Annotated in this window: 19 protein-coding genes; 17 read left to right on the forward strand and 2 right to left on the reverse strand. The window is 43.6% G+C overall.

Annotated elements, in window-relative coordinates; all coding sequences use genetic code 11:
- Positions 1–473: 473 nt before the first annotated feature.
- Positions 474–2,261 carry an aminopeptidase P family N-terminal domain-containing protein gene (locus OCV72_RS09235; RefSeq protein ID WP_055283387.1) on the reverse strand — a complete coding sequence of 596 codons (1,788 nt, stop codon included), beginning with the start codon at positions 2,259–2,261 and terminating at the stop codon, positions 474–476.
- Between the two features lie 117 nt (positions 2,262–2,378).
- Between OCV72_RS09235 and OCV72_RS09240 the strand changes: the two genes are divergently transcribed.
- The 9 genes from OCV72_RS09240 (at position 2,379) to OCV72_RS09280 (ending at position 10,933) form a co-directional block, all read left to right on the forward strand.
- Complete coding sequence (locus OCV72_RS09240; RefSeq protein WP_242859245.1) at positions 2,379–3,257, forward strand: metallophosphoesterase; 879 nt, start codon at positions 2,379–2,381, stop codon at positions 3,255–3,257.
- Positions 3,258–3,343: 86 nt separating this feature from the next.
- Entirely contained in the window at positions 3,344–4,096 is a 753-nt protein-coding gene (locus OCV72_RS09245; protein ID WP_055283391.1) for a segregation and condensation protein A, read from the forward strand.
- Between the two features lie 10 nt (positions 4,097–4,106).
- The gene (gene scpB / locus OCV72_RS09250; protein ID WP_028085817.1) at positions 4,107–4,685 is read left to right on the forward strand and encodes an SMC-Scp complex subunit ScpB; all 579 of its coding nucleotides are present in this window, start codon (positions 4,107–4,109) and stop codon (positions 4,683–4,685) included.
- 118 nt (positions 4,686–4,803) lie between these two features.
- Complete coding sequence (locus OCV72_RS09255; RefSeq protein ID WP_242859246.1) at positions 4,804–6,192, forward strand: D-alanyl-D-alanine carboxypeptidase family protein; 1,389 nt, start codon at positions 4,804–4,806, stop codon at positions 6,190–6,192.
- A 162-nt stretch (positions 6,193–6,354) separates the two neighbouring features.
- A complete protein-coding gene (gene recA / locus OCV72_RS09260; RefSeq protein ID WP_055283393.1) occupies positions 6,355–7,413 on the forward strand; it encodes a recombinase RecA in 1,059 nt (352 codons plus the stop codon).
- 6 nt (positions 7,414–7,419) lie between these two features.
- Entirely contained in the window at positions 7,420–8,025 is a 606-nt protein-coding gene (locus OCV72_RS09265; RefSeq protein ID WP_055283519.1) for a regulatory protein RecX, read from the forward strand.
- A gap of 98 nt (positions 8,026–8,123) precedes the next feature.
- The gene (rny, locus tag OCV72_RS09270) at positions 8,124–9,671 is read left to right on the forward strand and encodes a ribonuclease Y (RefSeq protein WP_055283522.1); all 1,548 of its coding nucleotides are present in this window, start codon (positions 8,124–8,126) and stop codon (positions 9,669–9,671) included.
- Between the two features lie 88 nt (positions 9,672–9,759).
- A complete protein-coding gene (locus OCV72_RS09275; RefSeq protein WP_055283395.1) occupies positions 9,760–10,311 on the forward strand; it encodes an NUDIX hydrolase in 552 nt (183 codons plus the stop codon).
- A gap of 82 nt (positions 10,312–10,393) precedes the next feature.
- On the forward strand, positions 10,394–10,933 hold the full coding sequence (locus tag OCV72_RS09280; protein WP_055283397.1) for a hypothetical protein: 540 nt from the start codon (positions 10,394–10,396) through the stop codon (positions 10,931–10,933).
- 87 nt (positions 10,934–11,020) lie between these two features.
- Here the strand turns inward: OCV72_RS09280 and OCV72_RS09285 are convergent, their stop codons facing one another.
- Entirely contained in the window at positions 11,021–12,355 is a 1,335-nt protein-coding gene (locus tag OCV72_RS09285) for a polysaccharide biosynthesis protein (RefSeq protein WP_055283399.1), read from the reverse strand.
- A gap of 136 nt (positions 12,356–12,491) precedes the next feature.
- Between OCV72_RS09285 and OCV72_RS09290 the strand changes: the two genes are divergently transcribed.
- From OCV72_RS09290 to tpiA, 8 genes are all read left to right on the forward strand, one after another.
- Complete coding sequence (locus tag OCV72_RS09290) at positions 12,492–12,956, forward strand: RrF2 family transcriptional regulator (RefSeq protein ID WP_044924177.1); 465 nt, start codon at positions 12,492–12,494, stop codon at positions 12,954–12,956.
- A gap of 56 nt (positions 12,957–13,012) precedes the next feature.
- Entirely contained in the window at positions 13,013–14,194 is a 1,182-nt protein-coding gene (gene nifS / locus OCV72_RS09295) for a cysteine desulfurase NifS (RefSeq protein ID WP_028085809.1), read from the forward strand.
- A 52-nt stretch (positions 14,195–14,246) separates the two neighbouring features.
- On the forward strand, positions 14,247–14,690 hold the full coding sequence (gene nifU, locus OCV72_RS09300; RefSeq protein WP_055283401.1) for a Fe-S cluster assembly scaffold protein NifU: 444 nt from the start codon (positions 14,247–14,249) through the stop codon (positions 14,688–14,690).
- A gap of 15 nt (positions 14,691–14,705) precedes the next feature.
- Positions 14,706–15,791: a tRNA 2-thiouridine(34) synthase MnmA gene (gene mnmA / locus OCV72_RS09305; RefSeq protein ID WP_055283403.1), complete on the forward strand. Its 1,086-nt coding sequence runs from the start codon at positions 14,706–14,708 to the stop codon at positions 15,789–15,791.
- A gap of 47 nt (positions 15,792–15,838) precedes the next feature.
- On the forward strand, positions 15,839–16,675 hold the full coding sequence (locus OCV72_RS09310) for a histidinol-phosphatase HisJ family protein (RefSeq protein ID WP_055283406.1): 837 nt from the start codon (positions 15,839–15,841) through the stop codon (positions 16,673–16,675).
- 150 nt (positions 16,676–16,825) lie between these two features.
- Positions 16,826–17,839 carry a type I glyceraldehyde-3-phosphate dehydrogenase gene (gene gap / locus OCV72_RS09315; RefSeq protein ID WP_006427597.1) on the forward strand — a complete coding sequence of 338 codons (1,014 nt, stop codon included), beginning with the start codon at positions 16,826–16,828 and terminating at the stop codon, positions 17,837–17,839.
- 92 nt (positions 17,840–17,931) lie between these two features.
- Positions 17,932–19,125 (forward strand): phosphoglycerate kinase, encoded by a 1,194-nt coding sequence (locus OCV72_RS09320; RefSeq protein ID WP_055283408.1) that lies wholly within the window; start codon positions 17,932–17,934, stop codon positions 19,123–19,125.
- A gap of 19 nt (positions 19,126–19,144) precedes the next feature.
- On the forward strand, positions 19,145–19,894 hold the full coding sequence (tpiA, locus tag OCV72_RS09325) for a triose-phosphate isomerase (RefSeq protein ID WP_006427595.1): 750 nt from the start codon (positions 19,145–19,147) through the stop codon (positions 19,892–19,894).
- Positions 19,895–19,949: the final 55 nt, after the last annotated feature.

Raw genomic sequence — 19,949 nt, forward strand, 5'->3', positions numbered from 1 at the left:
CACATTCACCAGAACCACTTTATACTGTTTTCTTCAAGTCGTGACTGGCTGCGGATGTTAAGAAATGAAATACCCGGAACTATAACCTGGTGTAGTCCACTACGGTACACAATCTTGTCAAAAGCCTTGAAAATCCGCTAATGACAGCTGATTACTGTAACCTTCCGCTGTCACAACCGTTACGCAATTGCCATTTAATTGGTAAGGCATTCGACACCCACGGAATAAAAAGTAGAAAGCCGTTCCAGTGAATGTGAAGAAGGTGTTGGAAATAGTTAAGCGTCAAAATTATGCGTTGGGTTTTCGAAATTTGCCTGTTTGAGCCGAATGGCGAGTTGCAAATTCGGAAGCCCGTTTTTAGCATAATTTTGACGCTTTAGTATTTCCCACCGACGGAACCTGAACAGGAACGGCTTCCTACTTTTTATGCAGGTCCGGGTAGTCATGCCTTCTAAATTAAATCCCAACTAAATTTAAATAGCCCGGGTATACTCCTTCAACCACTCACGTTCCTCATCACTAAGATGCGGAGCAACAATCTCAAAAACTTTCTTATGATACTCATTTAACTGCTCGCGCTCCTGATCGGTTAACATTTCAGGAATGATTGCATCCAGATCGATCGGTACGTATGTGATAGGTTCAAAGTACAGGAACTGTCCATATTCATTCTTAGGACCTTTTCTTACCAGAAGTTCGTTCTCTGTACGGACTCCGTGGCTGCCTTCGATATAGATACCAGGTTCGTCTGTGATGACAAGTCCGTCCATCAGAGGAGCCTGCTCTTTTTCACGGATTGCGCAGCGGAATCCGCAGGAAGCTTCGTGGATGTTCATCAGATATCCGACATCATGTCCGGTACCGTGGTTAAAGTTGATGCCACGTCTCCATGCCGGCATTCTGGCCAGAACATCCAGGTTGTATCCGGTAGTTCCTTCAAGGAACACGGCATGTGCAAGATTGAAGTTACACTGTAATACAGTTGTGAAATCTTCTTTCATCTGCTGTGTGAGTTCACCAAATGCAAAAGTACGGCTGATATCGGTAGAACCTTCTAAGTATCCTCCGCCTGTATCGGTCAGGAATAATCCGTTCTGTGTCAGAGGAACATCTGTCTCCGGAGTCGGTTCATAGTGAACGATCGCAGCATGCTCGCCGGAAGCGCAGATTGGTTCAAAGCTCTGCCATAAGTAACCTTCCTGTTCTTTACGCAATGTTTCCAGTTTGGCAGCAGCACTGAGCTCTGTGATCTCGATCTTGCCGATATTTGTCTTCAGCCAGTACATCCATTTTGTCATGGCTACGGCATCTTTTTTATGAGCGTTGATGATGTTTCTGATCTCGACATCATTTTTCTTTGCCTTCATTGCAATCGTCGGGTTCACCTGCTGAACAACCTTTGTGCCGCCAGGAATGTTGTTGAACAATGCATAGTTCAGACGGTTCGGGTCTACCAGAACAGTAGATGCGGTGTCTAAGTTCTTGATGTCCTCATAGATTGCATTATACGGATGGATGGTGATGTTGTTCTTTGCAAGATCAGCTTTCATATCGTCATTTAATTTGCGTTCATCGATGTAAAGCTTCATTTCGTCCATTGTGATGACTGCATAAGAAAGTAATAATGGGAAGAAATCTACATCATCTCCACGTAAATTCGTGATCCAGCATACATCGTCAAGTGCAGCGATAACATGTACATCGGCACCTGCCTTTTTCATAGCCTCACGGACACGTGCAAGTTTGCTCTCTGTACTTTCACCTGTGTATTCTTCGCCGAGTGCGAAAGCCGGCTTTTCAGAAAGCGCAGGACGGTCTGTCCATACTTCTCCGACAAGATCTTCGGAATAGTTGATCTTGGCATCTTTAGAAGCAACGGCTTCTTCCAGTGCAGCTCCCTCTTCGATGGCAACGACACGTCCGTCGAATCCGAGTGTACCACCTTCCGGTAATGCAGAAGCAATAAATTCTTCTACTGTAGGAACGCCAGGCTCGCCCATCTTATAGAGCTTTACGCCTGTTCCAGCTAACTGCTGGTCAGCCTGAAGAAAATATCTTCCGTCAGTCCAGAGGCCTGCTTCATCCTTTGTGAAGACAGCAGTTCCGGCAGAACCTGTAAATCCTGTGATATATTCTCTTACTTTAAAATGATCGCCGACATATTCACTCTGATGAAAATCATCGGTTGGAACCATGTAGACGTCATATCCTCGTTCTTCCATTAATGCGCGAAGAGCGGAGATTCGTTCTGGTATATTCATAACAAAAACCTCCTTATAATGAATTGAATAACCTACAAGAATGAATTTTAGCACAATTAATTGAAAATGAACAGAAAGAATTATATAATAAATCAAGATGTAAAGGAGAAATTAAAATTGATAAAAATAATTCTGATAATTATGGCGGTTTTCATTTTATACTGTATGATAGAAACGGCAAGAGAACTGCGGGATTTCCGTCTGACGAAGTACCGGATTTGTTCGCCGAAGTTAAATGGAATCAGGGAGACAAAGAAGATTGTATTTCTGAGTGATCTGCACAACCGGATGTACGGAAAAGAAAATGAACGCTTACTGGAAAGCATCAAAAACCAACATCCGGATCTGATCCTGATCGGAGGGGATATGTTGGTCAGAAAGGATGGCAATTCATATGACAGGACGGTACGCTTCCTGGAAAAACTTCCGGCAATCTGCCCGGTCTACTGTGCGAATGGTAATCATGAACAGAAGCTGAAAGAACTGCCGGATAAGTATGAACAGTCTTATGAAGGATATAAGAAGGCACTGACAGCATGCGGAATCTATATGCTTGAAAATGCTTCGGAGACGGTAAGATTGGATGAAGCACCTGTAAGAATCTCAGGGCTGGAGATTCCGCTTGGGGCATATGCAAGATTGGGGAAGAAAGACCTTCCGTTAAAAGAAATCACAGACCGTATCGGAGAGCACGGCGAGGAATATCAGATCCTGCTTGCACATCATCCCGGATATATACAGGAATATCTGGAATACGGAGCAGACCTAATCCTGAGCGGACATTATCACGGGGGTGTGATGCAGCTTCCGGGGATTGGCGGGGTGATTTCACCGGATTTTACACTATTTCCAAAATATTCCGGAGGAATATACAGGGAAGGAACACAGACGGTGGTCGTAAGCCGCGGACTGGGAACACATTCTGTGCCGGTAAGATTGTGGAACTGGCCGGAACTGATCGTTCTTGAACTGTCCGGCACTTCGGAAGAAATGTAAATGAGAGAAGGTAAATAAAAGATAAAGACTTGAGTAATTTCCAGATGTCCTGTATAATAATTAAGTTATGACAATGGAGGATGTGTATGGGAATTCCGGTAAAATTACAGGTGTTTGAAGGTCCGTTAGACCTGCTGTTACATTTGATTGAAAAAAATAAAATAGATATCTACGATATTCCGATCGTTGAGATCACGAACCAGTATATGGAATACATCAAAGCCATGCAGAAAGAAGACCTGAATATCATGAGCGAATTTCTTGTGATGGCAGCGACGCTTCTGGATATCAAATGCAGGATGCTTCTTCCCAAAGAAGTGAACGAAGAGGGAGAAGAAGAGGATCCGAGACAGGAACTGGTAGAACAATTGCTGGAATACAAGATGTATAAATTCATGTCCTATGAGTTGAAAGACCGGGAGATGGACGGTGATCGGATCATGTATAAGACGGCGTCGATCCCGGATGAAGTGAAAGGATATGTTCCGCCGGTAGATCTGGATAAACTGCTGGGCGATCTGACGCTGGTGCAGCTCAACCGCATTTTCAAAGAGGTGATGAAACGGCAGGAAAGTAAGGTCGACCCGGTACGAAGTAAATTCGGCAAGATCGAGAAGGAAGAAGTAACACTTCCGGACAAGCTTGATTATGTGACGGAATATGCGAGATCTCACAGGAAATTCGGATTCCGTGCACTGTTAAAAAAGCAAAGTTCCAAGGTGCAGGTAGTCGTTACATTTCTTGCAATCCTGCAGTTGATGAAAGAAGGCGTGATTTTTATCGAACAGGATCAGCCGTTTGATGAGATTATGATCACATCGAAAGTGGAAGAAGTATAGGGAAGAGAACATGGCAAAGTTAAAAATAAAACAGATGGAAGGAATCATTGAAGCGATTCTTTTTACAATGGGGGATTCTGTAGAGGTCGGGAAGATTGCCCGGGCATTGGAACAGGATGAAGCAACGACCCGTAAGGTGATACATAAGCTGATGGATAAATATGCGGCCGAAGACAGAGGAATCCGCATTATAGAACTGGACGGTGCGTATCAGATGTGTACAAAGACAGAGATGTATGAATATCTGATCCGTGTGGCATCCCAGCCGAAAAAACACGTTCTTACCGATGTCCTTTTGGAGACATTGTCGATCATTGCATATAAGCAGCCGGTCACAAAGCTTGAGATCGAAAAGATCCGCGGGGTGAAATCAGACCATGCGGTGAATAAATTAGTGGAATATAATCTGGTGTGCGAAAGAGGACGTCTGGACGCTCCGGGAAAACCGATCCTTTTCGGAACAACGGAAGAATTCCTGCGCCGGTTCAGTATTCATTCGCTGGATGATCTGCCAAGTCCGAATCCGGAACAGGTAGAGTCGTTCAAGGAAGAAGCAGAAGAAGAAGTACAGTTAAAATTAGATATATAGAAGATGTGGCAGGAAATAACATGGAAAATCATTTCACGCGGCAGACAGCCGGTGGAGTGATTTTTTTGTTTTTTCGGGCATATATTTTCTTGACGGAATATACCCGGAGTGGAGAAATATGAAAAGACGGCCGCATAAAATCGTATCGGTGGTATTGCTGGTGGTATTGATTGCCGGCATGGGCATGGCATGCCGTATACAGAGTCTGGAATCAAGGAATAAAAGGTGGGCAGAGAATACGGAGACTGCCGGAAAGATTCTGACCGAATCGGGGAAAAAAGAGGCACAGAAGCAGACGGATGGAACGGAGAACGATGCTGCTGCACAGAATGCGAAGCGGGTGTTCGGGGATGAACCGGCAGAACTTTATGCCAGATCGGCGGTGCTGATGGATGCGGACAGCGGCCGGGTATTGTTCGGGAAGGATGCAGATGCGGTCCGTCCGATGGCAAGTACAACGAAGATCATGACGTGTATCCTTGCGTTGGAATACTTGCGGGAACATCCGGATCAGACGATAGAAGTATCGGATCAGGCTGCGTCCCAGCCGAAGGTACATCTTGGGATGCAGAAAGGGGAAGTGTTCTACATCAAAGACCTGTTGTATTCCCTGATGCTGGAATCGCATAATGACAGCGCTGTGGCTGTGGCAGAGGGCATTGCCGGAAGTGTAGAAGAATTTGCAAAAGAAATGAATGCAAAAGCTGCAGAGATCGGCTGCAAGAACACCCACTTCATTACGCCGAACGGACTGGATGCGGAAGATGAAGGCGGCGTACATTCTACAACGGCGGAAGACCTGGCGAAGATCATGCGGTACTGTATTATGACATCCGGGGAAAAGGAGACATTTCTTGAAGTGACCCGGACGAAGGAATATCAGTTTCAGGATGCTGACAGGAAGCGTACATTTTCGTGTCATAATCATAATGCATTTCTGGATATGATGGACGGGGCACTGAGCGGCAAGACGGGATTTACGGCAGAGGCGGGATATTGTTATGTGGGAAGCTTAAGACGGGATGAGCGTACCTTTATCGTGGCACTTCTGGCATGCGGATGGCCGGATAATAAAGGATATAAATGGAAAGATACCAGGAGGTTGATGGAGTATGGACTGGAACATTATCACTACCGGGAAGTGTACAGTAATACGGCACCGGATAAATTACTGGTAGTGGATGCATTTGATCCGGAAATTCCGTATCAGACCTCAGAAAAGATCTCGTTGAGAGTGAAGAACAGCGAGGAATCAAAAAAAATCCTGCTGCGGGAGGAAGAAGAGATCCGCATGGAAATAAAGACGGTAAAATGCAAAAAAGCACCGGTAAAAAAAGGAGAAAAAGCAGGAACCGTTTCATATTATCTTGCTGATGAAAAAATTGCAGAAAATGTGGTTGTAACGGAGCGTGCGGTTGAAAAAAGAACTTTGGAAAAATGCATGAAAATAGTAACAGCGAAATTCTTGACGCTGGAAAGCCTTGTGTGGTATGTTAAATATGTCTGAATCACAGATGGTTGTATTCTTTTACATTTCTGTAGAGTATTCCAGAATATACAAGAGAAAAATGGCGAGGGGAAAATTAAATATTGACATTCGGGATGAAGTATAATACTATATTAACCAGAAGACGAACACTCGTTCGATGAACGAAAAAGGAGAATTAACATGGCAAATGAAGATAAAAAGCGCGCATTGGATGCGGCGATCGCAAAATTAGAGAAAGATTTCGGTAAAGGAACAGTTATGCGTCTGGGAGATCCGTCAGCACAGGTAGCAGTAGAGACCATTCCTACCGGTTCATTAAGTCTGGATCTTGCACTGGGACTTGGCGGAGTACCGAAGGGACGTATTGTTGAGATCTATGGACCGGAGTCCAGCGGTAAGACGACGGTTGCATTACATATGATCGCAGAAGTACAGAAGAGAGGCGGTATTGCAGGATTTATCGATGCAGAGCATGCGCTGGATCCTGTTTATGCGAAGAATATCGGAGTAGATATTGATGAACTTTATATTTCACAGCCGGACAGTGGAGATCAGGCGTTGGAGATCACAGAGACAATGGTAAGATCAGGAGCAATGGATATTATCGTAGTCGATTCTGTTGCTGCACTTGTTCCGAAGCAGGAGATCGAAGGAGATATGGGAGACAGCCATGTCGGACTGCAGGCAAGACTGATGTCCCAGGCACTTCGTAAGCTGACACCGGTAATCAGCAAGTCTAACTGTGTAGTTATCTTTATCAATCAGCTGCGTGAGAAGGTGGGTGTAATGTTCGGTAATCCGGAGACTACAACCGGTGGACGTGCGCTGAAGTTCTATTCGTCTGTACGTATGGATGTCAGAAGAATTGAGACACTGAAGCAGAGCGGTGAGATGGTTGGTAACAGAACCCGTGTGAAGATCGTGAAGAATAAGATTGCACCTCCGTTTAAAGAGGCAGAATTCGATATTATGTTCGGTAAGGGAATTTCCAAAGAAGGAGATATCCTGGATCTTGCAGTGAAATGTGATCTGGTAAGCAAGAGCGGCGCATGGTTCGCATACAATGGTGACAAGATCGGTCAGGGAAGAGAGAATGCGAAGACATATCTTTCCGAACATCCGGAGATCATGGAAGAGCTGGAGCAGAACATCCGTGCACACTATCATATTGGAGCGGAAGGTGACATGGAAGAGACCGAAGAAGCTGCAGCAGAAGGAATCACAAAAGGGGAAGAATAATATATGATGACGGTTACGAAGATAGAACCGCTGTCAAAGACAAGATATAAAGTGTATTTAGACGGACAGTTTGCCTTTACTCTCTATAAGGGCGAACTGTCCCGTTATCATATAGCGGAAGAATCTGTGATCGAAGATGACATCTATGACAGCCTCCGTCTGATCGTTATCAAGAGGGCGAAGCTGCGGGCAATGCATCTGCTTTCTGATATGGGAAGAACAGAATCACAGCTTAGGACCAAGTTAAAACAGGGCGGCTATGCGGAAGATGCAGTGGAGGCGGCAATCCGGTATGTGAAGTCCTTCGGCTACATTAATGATATGGAATATGCAAGGAGCTTTATTGACAGCAGGAAAGATCGGAAAAGTAAAAAAGAACTTTATGCGGCACTTTTGCAAAAAGGGGTTCCGGCAGAAATTGTAGAACAGGTATTTGAAGAAGCGGACTACGGGGAGAAAGATTCCAGACAGGCGATCGAGGCACTGATGCGGAAGAGAAGTTATAATCCGGAAACAGCCGATGTGAAGGAAAAACAGAAAATGATGGGTTATCTGATGCGTAAAGGATTCAGTTATCAGGATGTCCGCAATGTGTTACAAGTTTGTGAGTGAAAGCTTGACATATTTGTGTAAAAAGTATAAAATTGTTTTGTTGTAATAATCGTACAATGAAAATTTAATAAGGAGGTGCTCCTGTGCCGATAGGAACAATGATTGTTGTAGCAATCGTACTTATCGTTGTGGCTGTTGCGGCCGCTGTGCTCAGTCATTTTTTGACAGTCTCCAACCTGAAGAACAATGCAGAATCCAAAATCGGAAATGCAGAGGCAAAGGCCAGAGAGATCATTGATGATGCAGTAAAGACGGCGGAGACCAAGAAGAAGGAGTCTCTTTTGGAGATCAAGGAAGAGTCTATCAGAAATAAGAACGAACTTGAAAAAGAGACGAAGGAACGCAGATCGGAATTGCAGCGTTACGAGAAGCGTGTACTTTCCAAAGAGGAAGCTCTTGATAAAAAATCAGAGGCCATTGAAAGACGAGAAGCAGGATTTACAGCGAAAGAAGAAGAACTGAAGCAGCGCGAAGCGAAAGTGGAAGAGCTGAGTCAGCAACGTGTACAGGAACTAGAAAGAATCTCAGGACTTACCTCCGAACAGGCAAAAGAATATTTGTTAAAAACTGTTGAAGAAGATGTAAAACATGACACTGCAAAGATGATCAAGGAATTAGAAGCGCAGGCAAAGGAAGAGGCAGACAAGAAGGCAAAAGAATATGTTGTTACTGCTATCCAGAGATGTGCGGCAGATCATGTTGCGGAAACTACAATTTCGGTTGTACAGCTTCCAAGTGATGAAATGAAAGGAAGAATTATCGGACGTGAAGGACGTAATATCCGTACTTTAGAAACGCTGACGGGTGTAGAACTCATTATTGATGATACGCCGGAAGCAGTGGTTCTTTCCGGATTTGATCCGATAAGAAGAGAAGTTGCAAGAATCGCGCTGGAGAAGCTGATTGTTGACGGACGTATTCATCCGGCAAGAATTGAGGAGATGGTTGAAAAAGCGCAGAAAGAAGTTGACACGATGATTCGTGAAGAGGGTGAATCAGCCGCACTGGAAGTTGGAGTGCATGGAATTCATCCGGAACTGCTCAAACTTCTCGGACGTATGAAGTTCAGAACAAGTTACGGACAGAATGCTTTAAAGCATTCCGTTGAAGTGGCTCAGTTGTCAGGACTTCTTGCAGGAGAGATCGGATTAGATGTCAGACTTGCAAAACGTGCAGGACTTCTTCATGACATCGGTAAATCGATCGATCATGACGTAGAAGGCTCTCATATTCAGATTGGTGTGGATCTTTGTAGAAAATACAAAGAATCTGCTACTGTGATCAATGCAGTAGAAGCACATCACGGAGATGTAGAACCGGAAACTCTGATTGCGTGTGTGGTACAGGCTGCAGACACGATTTCGGCAGCAAGGCCGGGCGCAAGAAGAGAAACATTAGAAACATACACAAACAGGTTAAAACAATTAGAAGATATCACCAACCAGTTCAAGGGTGTTGATAAATCTTTTGCAATTCAAGCAGGTAGAGAGATTCGTGTTATGGTAGTTCCAGAACAAGTATCTGATGCAGATATGGTATTGCTGGCTAGAGATATTGCGAAACAGATTGAATTTGAATTAGAATATCCAGGACAGATTAAAGTCAATGTAATCCGTGAGTCACGTGTTACAGACTATGCCAAGTAGAAGATAAATGAATGACAAAAACCGGTTGATCTATGTGTCAGCCGGTTTTTTGTTATCAAAACAAATAGCAGAATCGGGAGGAAAAGATATGAGTGAAGACGTAAAGCGTATGGAAAGAGAACTGGCATACCAGGGGACTGTTTTGAAAGTATATAAAGACCATATGAAGTTTTCCGATGGAAATACGGAAGACTGGGATTTTATCCATCATGACGGAGCTGCAGCAGTTATTCCGGTTATGGATGATGGTAAGATACTGATGGTAAAACAGTATCGGAATGCGTTGGAAAGAGATACATTGGAGATCCCGGCGGGCAAGCTGGATGATCCGGATGAAGAAGGGATTGTATGTGCATCTCGGGAACTGAAGGAAGAGACCGGGTACAGTTCCGATGATCTGGAATGGCTCCTTACAATCCGTACAACGGTTGCGTTCTGTGATGAAAGAATTGAAGTCTTTGTTGCAAGGAATCTGATTCCGGGGGAACAGCATCTGGATGAAGATGAATTTGTAGATGTGAAAGCTTACAAACTGGAAGAACTCAAGAAGATGATCTTTGAAGGAAAGATTCAGGATTCCAAGACGATGGCAGCAATCCTTGCATATGAGTCGAAGTATCTGCATGGACAGAATGCATAGAACAGATAAACTGCGATAAAAGCATATCCACGGGAATAGCACATATAATGAAGTATCCGGACGAAAAAAAGGAGAATGCTGTGTGAGGATACAAGGCGAACAAAAATATGTGCTTTTGGCAGGAATGACAGGTTTTCTGCTGGGGATATGCAGTGCAAATCTCTGGATGAAACAGTATGTGCTGGATATCGGAATACTGAACCAGTATTTTCTGGAACAATATAACCGGGCAGACATCGTATATGAAGCGTATTTGTGGTATCTGGTAAAAAGCAGAGGAACTCCGTTTGTGCTGCTTTTGGCTGCAGCAGGAACGCGCTACAGGAAAACGGCAGTTATGCTGACAGTGGTATGGCTTGGATTCTGTTTTGGTATGGTAATCTGTATGGCAATCATAAAATTAGGAAGCAAAGGGATCGTACTCATCGTTACCGCACTCGCACCACAGGGAATCTTTTATGCAATGGCAGGGATCGTGTTATTCCGCTATATGCTGGAATATCCAATGGTGAGATGGGATGCGGGAAGAAGTATCCGGCTTGGCCTGTTCCTGATGCTGGGGATCATTACAGAGTGTTATGTAAATCCGGTACTTACAGGCTTGTTTTTGAAGACACTGTAAATATACAAAAATGTAGAATAAAAGAACCGATACATGGAAAAATATGTTTTATATCATGTATCGGTTCTTTTTTATGCGGAAAATCAGTTAATATTTGCCGGCGTATACAGATAACCGGAGAATGCAGCAAAGAAACAGGAATATCTGGCTGATCAGCAGACCGTTCAGATATCCGCTGATTCCGGCGGCGGGGATGAAAAGAAAGACACCGGTGATCCGTATGCAGAGGCTGAAAAGGTTGAACAGAAAAGAACAGGTGGTCTTTCCCAGCCCGTTGATCATGCTGAGAAGTACAGTGTTCGTATACAGAAACGGACAGATCCATGCGAGTGTCAGAATAAAATTTCCGGCAAGCGGACTTTTGAACAGAAAAATTCCAATCCATTTCCCGAGTATCAGAAGAACACCACAACAAAAACATCCAAGCAAAATGCAGGAACAGGTGATTTTTAAAATTAAGGAACGAAGTTGCTGCCGGTCTTTCATTTCCTGAAGCCCGGCTACCGTCGGCAGAAGCATGGAAGAAACGGCATTGGTAACTGCGGATGGAAATAAAATACACGGAAGTGCCATCCCGGTAAGAACACCATAGGTCTGCAGGGATTGTGCAGCCGGCATTCCGTAATATTGGAGGCAGACAGGGATAGAGACAGCTTCCACACTTTGCAGGATATTTAAGAATACGCGGCTTGCGGTAAGTGGAAGAGCGTGTTCCAGAAGTCTCTGTAAATGCCGGCGGAATGCAGCAGGGGGAAGGAAAACACTTCTGCTTTTTTCTGAAATCGGCTTCCAGGACTGCCGGATGGAGTGCAGGCTGTAAAAAGAAGCGGCAATCTCTCCGAATGTGAGGCCGGCTACAGCGAATGCGATCGAGATGTTCTGCCCCTGTCTGGAACAGTACATACAGATGACAATGACGGACAAAATGCGGAATGCCTGCTCCAGAAGCTGGGATACAGCCGGAATCTTTGTCTGTTTCAGTCCCAGCGAGTATCCACAGATGCAGCTGTGAATGGATGCAAATGGAAATGTGTAAGATAATAAGAACAAAAGACTGCTGCATCTGGAATCGCGGAGAAAAGTCAGCGCAATGGTATCTGCATTCTGCCGGATGAAAAGAGAGATCATACAGGAAATGAAAAAAGTAAAGATCAGACTCGCTTTTAACAATTCCCGTGCTTTCTGCATTCTGCCGGCCGCTGCTTCCCTGGCAACGCATCGGGACAGGGCGAGTTCCATTCCTGCACAGGATAGAGAGATACCAAGTGCATAGACAGGAAAGACAAGCTGATACAGCCCTACATTTTCTTCCCCGAAGGTATGACTTAGAAACATGCGGTAGAAAAATCCCATAAACCGGGTGGACAGACTCGTGAATGTGAGAACTGCGGTTCCGCGTATAAGTGCTTGCTTTCTGGACATGAAAGACTCCTTTTTTATGACAGGATTGTATCTTTATAAGTTATTCCGGAATAGTGCTTGACAGAACCAAAAAGCAGTGATATTCTACAGAAGTAAAAATCCTAGTAAAATACTGGGGATTAAAAGAGGTGATAAGATGAAACTTTCCACGAAAGGGAAATATGGACTGCGTGCCATGATAGATCTTGCCAGATACAGTGAGAAAGAACCGGTGTCAATCGGCAGTGTGGCCGCAAGACAGGGAATTTCAGAACGATATCTGGAACAGCTTGTAGCACTTCTGAAAAAGGCGGGGCTGGTGAAAAGCATTCGTGGAGCCTCTGGCGGTTATGTATTGGAGAAAAAACCATCGGAAATCTCTGTCGGAGATATCTTAAGGGCACTGGAGGGAAGTCTGGAGCCGGTTAAGTGTGCGGCCTTTGATACCACAACAGGAGAAGGGTGCATGGCGTCAGACGGATGCGTGACAAAGTACGTATGGCAGAAGATTAATGACAGTATCAATGACACAGTGAACCAGATCATGCTGGATGAACTGATCAGAGAGAGCAAAAGCATCAATCCGGATGGCGAATGTGAGAATCCAAAATGCAGTCAGTAAGAAAGAAATCTGATAAAAGAAATATTACAGAATATACAAAAAATGGAGGAGATAAAATGAGTAAATTATTATATCTTGACAATGCGGCAACAACAAAGACAGCACCGGAAGTTGTAGAAGCGATGCTTCCGTATTTTACAGAAAAATTCGGAAATCCATCCAGTGTTTACAGTTTTGCGGCTGCAAATAAAGAAGTAATCAACCAGCAGAGAGATGCAATTGCTGAAATGATCGGTGCAAAGACGAATGAGATATATTTCACAGGCGGCGGATCCGAATCTGATAACTGGGCATTGAAATGTACAGCGGAAGCTTATGCCAACAAAGGAAATCACATTATCACAACAAAGATTGAGCACCACGCAATTCTTCATACAGCTGAATATCTTGAAAAAAGAGGATTCGAGATCACATATCTGGATGTAGATGAAGATGGTAAAGTAAAATTGGATGATTTAAAAGCGGCAATCCGTCCGACAACCATCCTGATCTCTGTTATGTTTGCAAATAATGAGATTGGTACGATTCAGCCGATCAAAGAGATCGGAGAAATCGCTCATGAGCATGGAATCCTGTTCCATACAGATGCGGTACAGGCTTTCGGACAGCTTCCAATTAATGTAGATGAATGTCATATTGATATGTTAAGTGCCAGCGGACACAAGTTTAACGGACCGAAGGGAATCGGAATCATGTACATCCGTACAGGAGTAAAAATCCGTTCATTTATTCATGGCGGAGCACAGGAGAGAAAACGCCGTGCAGGTACAGAGAATGTTCCGGGAATCGTAGGAATCGGAACTGCAGCAAAACGTGCAGCAGCGAATATGGAAGAAAGAACAGCGAAAGAAAGAGAAGTCAGAGATTATCTGATCGACAGAGTTCTGAATGAAATCCCATACTGCCGTCTGAACGGACACAGAACAGACCGCCTTCCGAACAATGCCAACTTCAGCTTCCAGTTTGTAGAAGGAGAATCGCTTCTGATCAAACTTGATATGAAAGGAATCTGTGCATCCAGCGGATCTGCATGTACATCCGGATCACTGGATCCGTCCCATGTATTGCTTGCGATTGGTCTGCCGCATGAAATTGCACACGGATCTCTGCGTCTGACGTTGAACGAAGAGATTGAGAAAGAAGACATTGATTATGTTGTAGACAATCTGAAAGAAATTGTTGCACATTTAAGAGAAATGTCTCCTCTGTATGAAGACTTTATCAAAAAACAGAAATAACAGAGACAGGAATAAAAATTCAGATAAAAGATATAAAAGGAGTAATTGAGATATGTATTCAGAAAAAGTAATGGATCATTTTGAACATCCAAGAAATGTAGGAGAAATTGAAAATGCCAGTGGCGTTGGAACCGTAGGAAATGCAAAATGTGGAGATATCATGAGAATTTACCTTGATATCGACGACAATCAGATCATCCGTGACGTAAAATTTAAAACGTTCGGATGTGGCGCAGCTGTTGCAACCAGCAGTATGGCAACAGAGATGGTAAAAGGAAAGACGATCCAGGAAGCAATGGAAGTTACAAATAAAGCAGTTATGGAAGCGCTTGACGGACTTCCGCCGGTAAAAGTACACTGCTCACTGCTTGCGGAGGAAGCAATCCACGCAGCTTTATGGGACTACGCAGAGAAGCATGATATTAAGATTGAAGGACTCGAGAAACCGAAGTCTGATATTCACGAAGGTGAAGAGGCAGAAGAGGAAGAATACTAAGCCGGAGAACTTTATATGGAAAAGAAAAAAGTTGTAGTCGGGATGTCCGGAGGGGTTGACTCCTCCGTGGCAGCCTGGCTTTTAAAAAATCAGGGATATGACGTAATAGGAGTTACGATGCAGATCTGGCAGGATGAAGAAGAAGCCGCGATGGAAGAACATGGCGGCTGTTGTGGTCTGAGCGCGGTGGATGATGCAAGAAGAGTGGCTGCAGCACTTGAAATCCCGTATTATGTCATGAATTTTAAGAAAGAATTTAAAGAAAATGTGATCGATTATTTTATCGATGACTATCTGCATGGCAGAACGCCGAACCCGTGTATCGCCTGTAACCGATATGTGAAATGGGAATCATTGTTAAAGCGAAGCCTTGATATTGGTGCGGAGTATATAGCAACGGGACATTATGCTAGGGTAGAGAAGCTGTCGAATGGAAGATATGCAATCCGTAATTCTGCGACTGCGGCAAAAGATCAGACATATGCACTTTATAACCTTACACAGGATCAGCTTTCGAAGACACTGATGCCGGTTGGAGAATATACAAAAGATCAGATCCGCGCAATGGCAGATGAAATAGGCCTTCTTGTTGCACATAAGCCGGACAGTCAGGATATATGCTTTGTGTCAGATGGAGATTATGCGTCTTATATCGAAGAAAATTCAGATGCAAAGATTACGCCGGGCAATTTCGTGCTTTCGGATGGAACGGTTGTCGGAAAACATAAAGGAATCATTCATTATACGGTGGGACAGAGAAAAGGTCTGGGACTGTCTCTCGGACATCCGGTGTTCGTATTGGAGATCCGCCCGGAAACCAATGAAGTTGTAGTGGGATCAAATGAGGAATCTATGTCCCGTTATGTGCGCGCAGATCAGGTGAATTTCATGACAGTAGAAGATCTGACAGAGCCGAAAAGAGTGTGGGCGAAGATTCGTTATAATCACAGAGGTGCATGGTGTACCGTTGAAAAGACGGGAGAAGATGAGATCCTCTGTACATTTGAAGAGCCGCAGAGAGCGATCACACCGGGACAGGCTGTTGTATTATATGACGGAGAATACGTACTTGGCGGCGGAACGATCATTGCGGATAAGTAGGAAACATAAAGAATATTGATAAAATACAAAATAAAGAGGAATAAGTTATGATACAGGCGGATATGCATATGCACACATGGTTTTCAACGGATTCCGAAGCCTGTCCATGCGATATGGCGGATGAGGCAGTCAGAAAAGGGTTGAAAACCATTTGCTTTACGGATCATTTTGACAAGGATGATCTGGAATGGGGAGAAGAAGGTATCTTTGATGTGGATGCTTATTTTGTGGAAATGCAGAAACTTCAGGAAGAATATGCAGGAAAACTGAATATCAGGATTGGAATAGAACTGGGACTTAGGACATATCTGAAAGATTATTATGAAGAACTGACGAAGAAATATCCGTTTGATTTCGTGATTGGATCGGTTCACAATGTTCCGTATAAGAAAGATGTGGAAGGGAACATATTATATACTGATCCTGCGGCAGAAAAGCTTTTTACAGACCGTACTGACAAAGAGGCGTACCGTCTGATGATGGAGACAACGCTGGAAAATGTGAGAACTTCGGATTGCTTTCAGACACTTGGTCATCTGGATTATGTTGTAAGATATGGAAAATCAAGGGAAAAAGAATATTCGTATACAGATTATGAGGATATTATAGACGAGATTTTGAAACTATTGATTGAGAAGGAAAAGGGTCTGGAAGTGAATTCGGCCGGATTGAAGTATGGCCTTCCGTTCGCACATCCACATCCGGATGTATTGAAGCGTTATCGTGAGCTTGGCGGTGAGATCATTACGATTGGAGCCGATGCACATAAACCGGAGCATATTGCGTATGATTTTGCAAAGGCAGAAGAAATTTTGAAGTCCTGCGGCTTTAAATATTATACAGAATTTTTTGAACAAAAGCCTGTTTTTAAGCAACTTATATAAAAATAGGAAAACCTCTTGAAATTTTGTATCAGATAAAGTACAATTATTAGCAGTTGAGAGGTCTTGATAGAGCTTCTAAAGGGCTTGAGAAAGATTTCACAATGTAGACTGCATAAGTAGTTAATAAACAAACTTTAGGAGGAATTAATCATGGCAGTAAAAGTAGCGATTAATGGATTTGGACGTATTGGACGTCTTGCATTCAGACAGATGTTCGGAGCAGAAGGATATGAAGTTGTAGCAATCAACGACTTAACATCTCCTAAGATGCTTGCACACCTGTTAAAATATGATTCTTCACAGGGAAAATACGCTTTAGCTGATACTGTAAAAGCAACAGATGATTCTATCATCGTTGATGGAAAAGAAATCAAAATCTATGCTAAAGCTAACGCTGAAGAACTTCCTTGGGGAGAGATCGGTGTAGACGTAGTTCTGGAGTGTACAGGATTCTATACATCTAAAGAAAAAGCATCTGCTCATATCAAAGCAGGAGCAAGAAAAGTTGTTATTTCCGCACCAGCTGGAAACGACCTGCCAACTATCGTATATAACGTAAACCACGAAACACTGAAACCAGAAGATACAGTAATTTCTGCAGCTTCTTGTACAACAAACTGCCTGGCTCCAATGGCAAAAGCTCTTAACGATCTTGCACCAATCGAGTCTGGTATCATGTGCACAATTCACGCTTACACAGGAGATCAGATGACTCTTGACGGACCACAGAGAAAAGGTGACCTCAGAAGATCTCGTGCAGCTGCAGTTAACATCGTACCTAACAGCACAGGTGCTGCAAAAGCAATCGGACTTGTTATCCCAGAACTGAACGGAAAGTTAATCGGATCTGCTCAGCGTGTACCAACACCTACAGGATCTACAACAATCCTTACAGCAGTTGTAAAAGGACATGTAACAGTTGATGAAATCAACGCAGCTATGAAAGCAGCTTCTACAGAGTCCTTCGGATACAACACAGATGAAATCGTATCTAGCGATATCGTTGGAATGAGATATGGTTCATTATTCGATGCTACTCAGACAATGGTACTTCCACTGGAAAACGGAACTACAGAAGTTCAGGTTGTTTCTTGGTATGACAATGAGAACTCATACACTAGCCAGATGGTAAGAACAATCAAATACTTCTCTGAATTAGCATAATTTAGAGCATGAATTAAGACTCACAAAGGGTCCGGTCTTATTGGGCCGGACCCTTTTTGCAGTTATAAAATATATAACCAGGAGGCAGTACTATGCTTAATAAAAAATCTGTAGATGACATTAACGTAAAAGGGAAAAAAGTACTTGTAAGATGTGACTTCAACGTTCCACTTATCGATGGAAAGATTACAGACGAGAATCGTCTTGTTGCAGCACTTCCTACAATCAAAAAATTAATCGCTGATGGCGGAAAGGTTATCCTTTGCTCTCATCTTGGAAAGCCAAAGGGACAGCCGGTTCCAGAATTATCTCTTGCTCCTGTAGCAGTTCGCCTTTCAGAACTCCTTGGACAGGAAGTAAAATTTGCAGCTGATCCGGAAGTTGTTGGACCAAATGCGAAAGCAGCAGTAGCTGAGATGAAAGATGGAGATGTTATCCTCCTTGAAAACACACGTTACAGAGCAGAAGAGACAAAGAATGAAGATGCATTCAGTAAAGATCTCGCTTCTCTTTGCGACGTATTTGTTAACGATGCATTCGGAACAGCACACCGTGCACACTGCTCTAACGTAGGAGTTACAAAATACGTAGATACAGCAGTTGTTGGATACCTTATGCAGAAAGAAATTGATTTCCTTGGAAATGCAGTCAACAATCCGGAAAGACCATTCGTAGCAATCCTTGGCGGAGCAAAAGTTTCAAGCAAGATTTCTGTAATTGAGAACCTTCTTGAAAAAGTAGATACTCTGATCATCGGTGGAGGAATGGCATATACATTCGCAAAAGCACAGGGCGGAACAGTCGGAAAATCCCTTCTGGAAGAAGATTACTGCCAGTATGCACTTGATATGATCGAAAAAGCAAAAGCCAAAGGTGTAAAACTTCTTCTTCCTGTAGATAACGTTATCGGAGATGATTTCTCTAATGATGCAAATACTCAGGTAGTAAAAGCTGGAGAGATCCCGGAAGGATGGGAGGGACTCGACATCGGACCAGAGACAGCTAAGATCTTCAGCGATGCAGTAAAAGATGCTAAGACAGTTGTATGGAACGGACCAATGGGATGTTTCGAGATGCCTAAATTTGCAAAAGGAACAGAAACAGTTGCAAAAGCACTTGCAGACACAGACGCTGTAACAATCATCGGCGGAGGAGATTCTGCAGCAGCAGTTAACCAGCTGGGATATGGAGATAAGATGACACACATTTCAACAGGTGGTGGAGCTTCTCTTGAATTCCTTGAAGGAAAAGAACTCCCGGGTGTAGCAGCAGCTAATGATAAATAGAATAAGGAGATTTGGAAAGATGGCAAGAAAGAAAATCGTAGCCGGAAACTGGAAAATGAACAAAACTCCAAGTGAAGCAGTAGCTTTAGTTGAAGAATTAAAACCATTAGTAGCGAATGAAGATGTAGACGTAGTATTCTGCGTACCTGCAATCGACATTATCCCTGTAGCAGAGGCTGTAAAGGGAACCAATATCCAGGTTGGTGCTGAGAATATGTATTTTGAAGAAAGCGGAGCATATACAGGAGAAATCTCTCCGGCTATGCTTACAGATGCAGGAGTAAAATACGTTGTTCTTGGACACTCTGAAAGAAGAGAATACTTTGCAGAGACAAACGAGACAGTAAATAAGAAAATGCTGAAAGCTTTCGAGCATGGTATTACACCAATCATGTGCTGCGGAGAGACTCTGGAGCAGAGAGAACAGGGTGTAACAATGGACTTCATCCGTCAGCAGGTGAAAGTTGGATTCCAGAATGTAACAGCTGATCAGGCTAAGACAGCAGTGATCGCTTACGAGCCAATCTGGGCTATCGGAACAGGTAAGACAGCTACTACAGAGCAGGCTGAAGAAGTTTGCGCTGGTATTCGTGCATGCATCGCTGAAGTATATGATGAAGCTACAGCAGAAGCTATCCGTATCCAGTACGGCGGATCTGTAAACGCTGGAAATGCAGCAGAGTTATTCGCTCAGGCTGATATCGACGGCGGACTTGTAGGTGGAGCATCTCTGAAAGCTGATTTCGGAAAGATCGTAAACTACAAATAAGATTTAGAAAATCAGCCGCAGGAGGCTTTCGTTTGACTGCTTCCTGCGGTTTTAT

The organism is Dorea amylophila (assembly GCF_025567265.1).
In the GTDB taxonomy this organism is placed as follows: Bacteria; Bacillota; Clostridia; order Lachnospirales; family Lachnospiraceae; genus Dorea_A; species Dorea_A amylophila.

Excerpts from the sequence above, each read along its gene's own strand:
- OCV72_RS09235 (WP_055283387.1), bottom strand. The coding sequence starts at position 2,261 with ATGAATATACCAGAACGAATCTCCGCTCTTCGCGCATTAATGGAAGAA.
- OCV72_RS09245 (WP_055283391.1), top strand. The coding sequence starts at position 3,344 with ATGGGAATTCCGGTAAAATTACAGGTGTTTGAAGGTCCGTTAGACCTG.
- scpB (WP_028085817.1), top strand. The coding sequence starts at position 4,107 with ATGGCAAAGTTAAAAATAAAACAGATGGAAGGAATCATTGAAGCGATT.
- OCV72_RS09255 (WP_242859246.1), top strand. The coding sequence starts at position 4,804 with ATGAAAAGACGGCCGCATAAAATCGTATCGGTGGTATTGCTGGTGGTA.
- recA (WP_055283393.1), top strand. The coding sequence starts at position 6,355 with ATGGCAAATGAAGATAAAAAGCGCGCATTGGATGCGGCGATCGCAAAA.
- OCV72_RS09265 (WP_055283519.1), top strand. The coding sequence starts at position 7,420 with ATGACGGTTACGAAGATAGAACCGCTGTCAAAGACAAGATATAAAGTG.
- rny (WP_055283522.1), top strand. The coding sequence starts at position 8,124 with ATGATTGTTGTAGCAATCGTACTTATCGTTGTGGCTGTTGCGGCCGCT.
- OCV72_RS09275 (WP_055283395.1), top strand. The coding sequence starts at position 9,760 with ATGAGTGAAGACGTAAAGCGTATGGAAAGAGAACTGGCATACCAGGGG.
- OCV72_RS09285 (WP_055283399.1), bottom strand. The coding sequence starts at position 12,355 with ATGTCCAGAAAGCAAGCACTTATACGCGGAACCGCAGTTCTCACATTC.
- OCV72_RS09290 (WP_044924177.1), top strand. The coding sequence starts at position 12,492 with ATGAAACTTTCCACGAAAGGGAAATATGGACTGCGTGCCATGATAGAT.
- nifS (WP_028085809.1), top strand. The coding sequence starts at position 13,013 with ATGAGTAAATTATTATATCTTGACAATGCGGCAACAACAAAGACAGCA.
- nifU (WP_055283401.1), top strand. The coding sequence starts at position 14,247 with ATGTATTCAGAAAAAGTAATGGATCATTTTGAACATCCAAGAAATGTA.
- mnmA (WP_055283403.1), top strand. The coding sequence starts at position 14,706 with ATGGAAAAGAAAAAAGTTGTAGTCGGGATGTCCGGAGGGGTTGACTCC.
- OCV72_RS09310 (WP_055283406.1), top strand. The coding sequence starts at position 15,839 with ATGATACAGGCGGATATGCATATGCACACATGGTTTTCAACGGATTCC.
- gap (WP_006427597.1), top strand. The coding sequence starts at position 16,826 with ATGGCAGTAAAAGTAGCGATTAATGGATTTGGACGTATTGGACGTCTT.
- OCV72_RS09320 (WP_055283408.1), top strand. The coding sequence starts at position 17,932 with ATGCTTAATAAAAAATCTGTAGATGACATTAACGTAAAAGGGAAAAAA.
- tpiA (WP_006427595.1), top strand. The coding sequence starts at position 19,145 with ATGGCAAGAAAGAAAATCGTAGCCGGAAACTGGAAAATGAACAAAACT.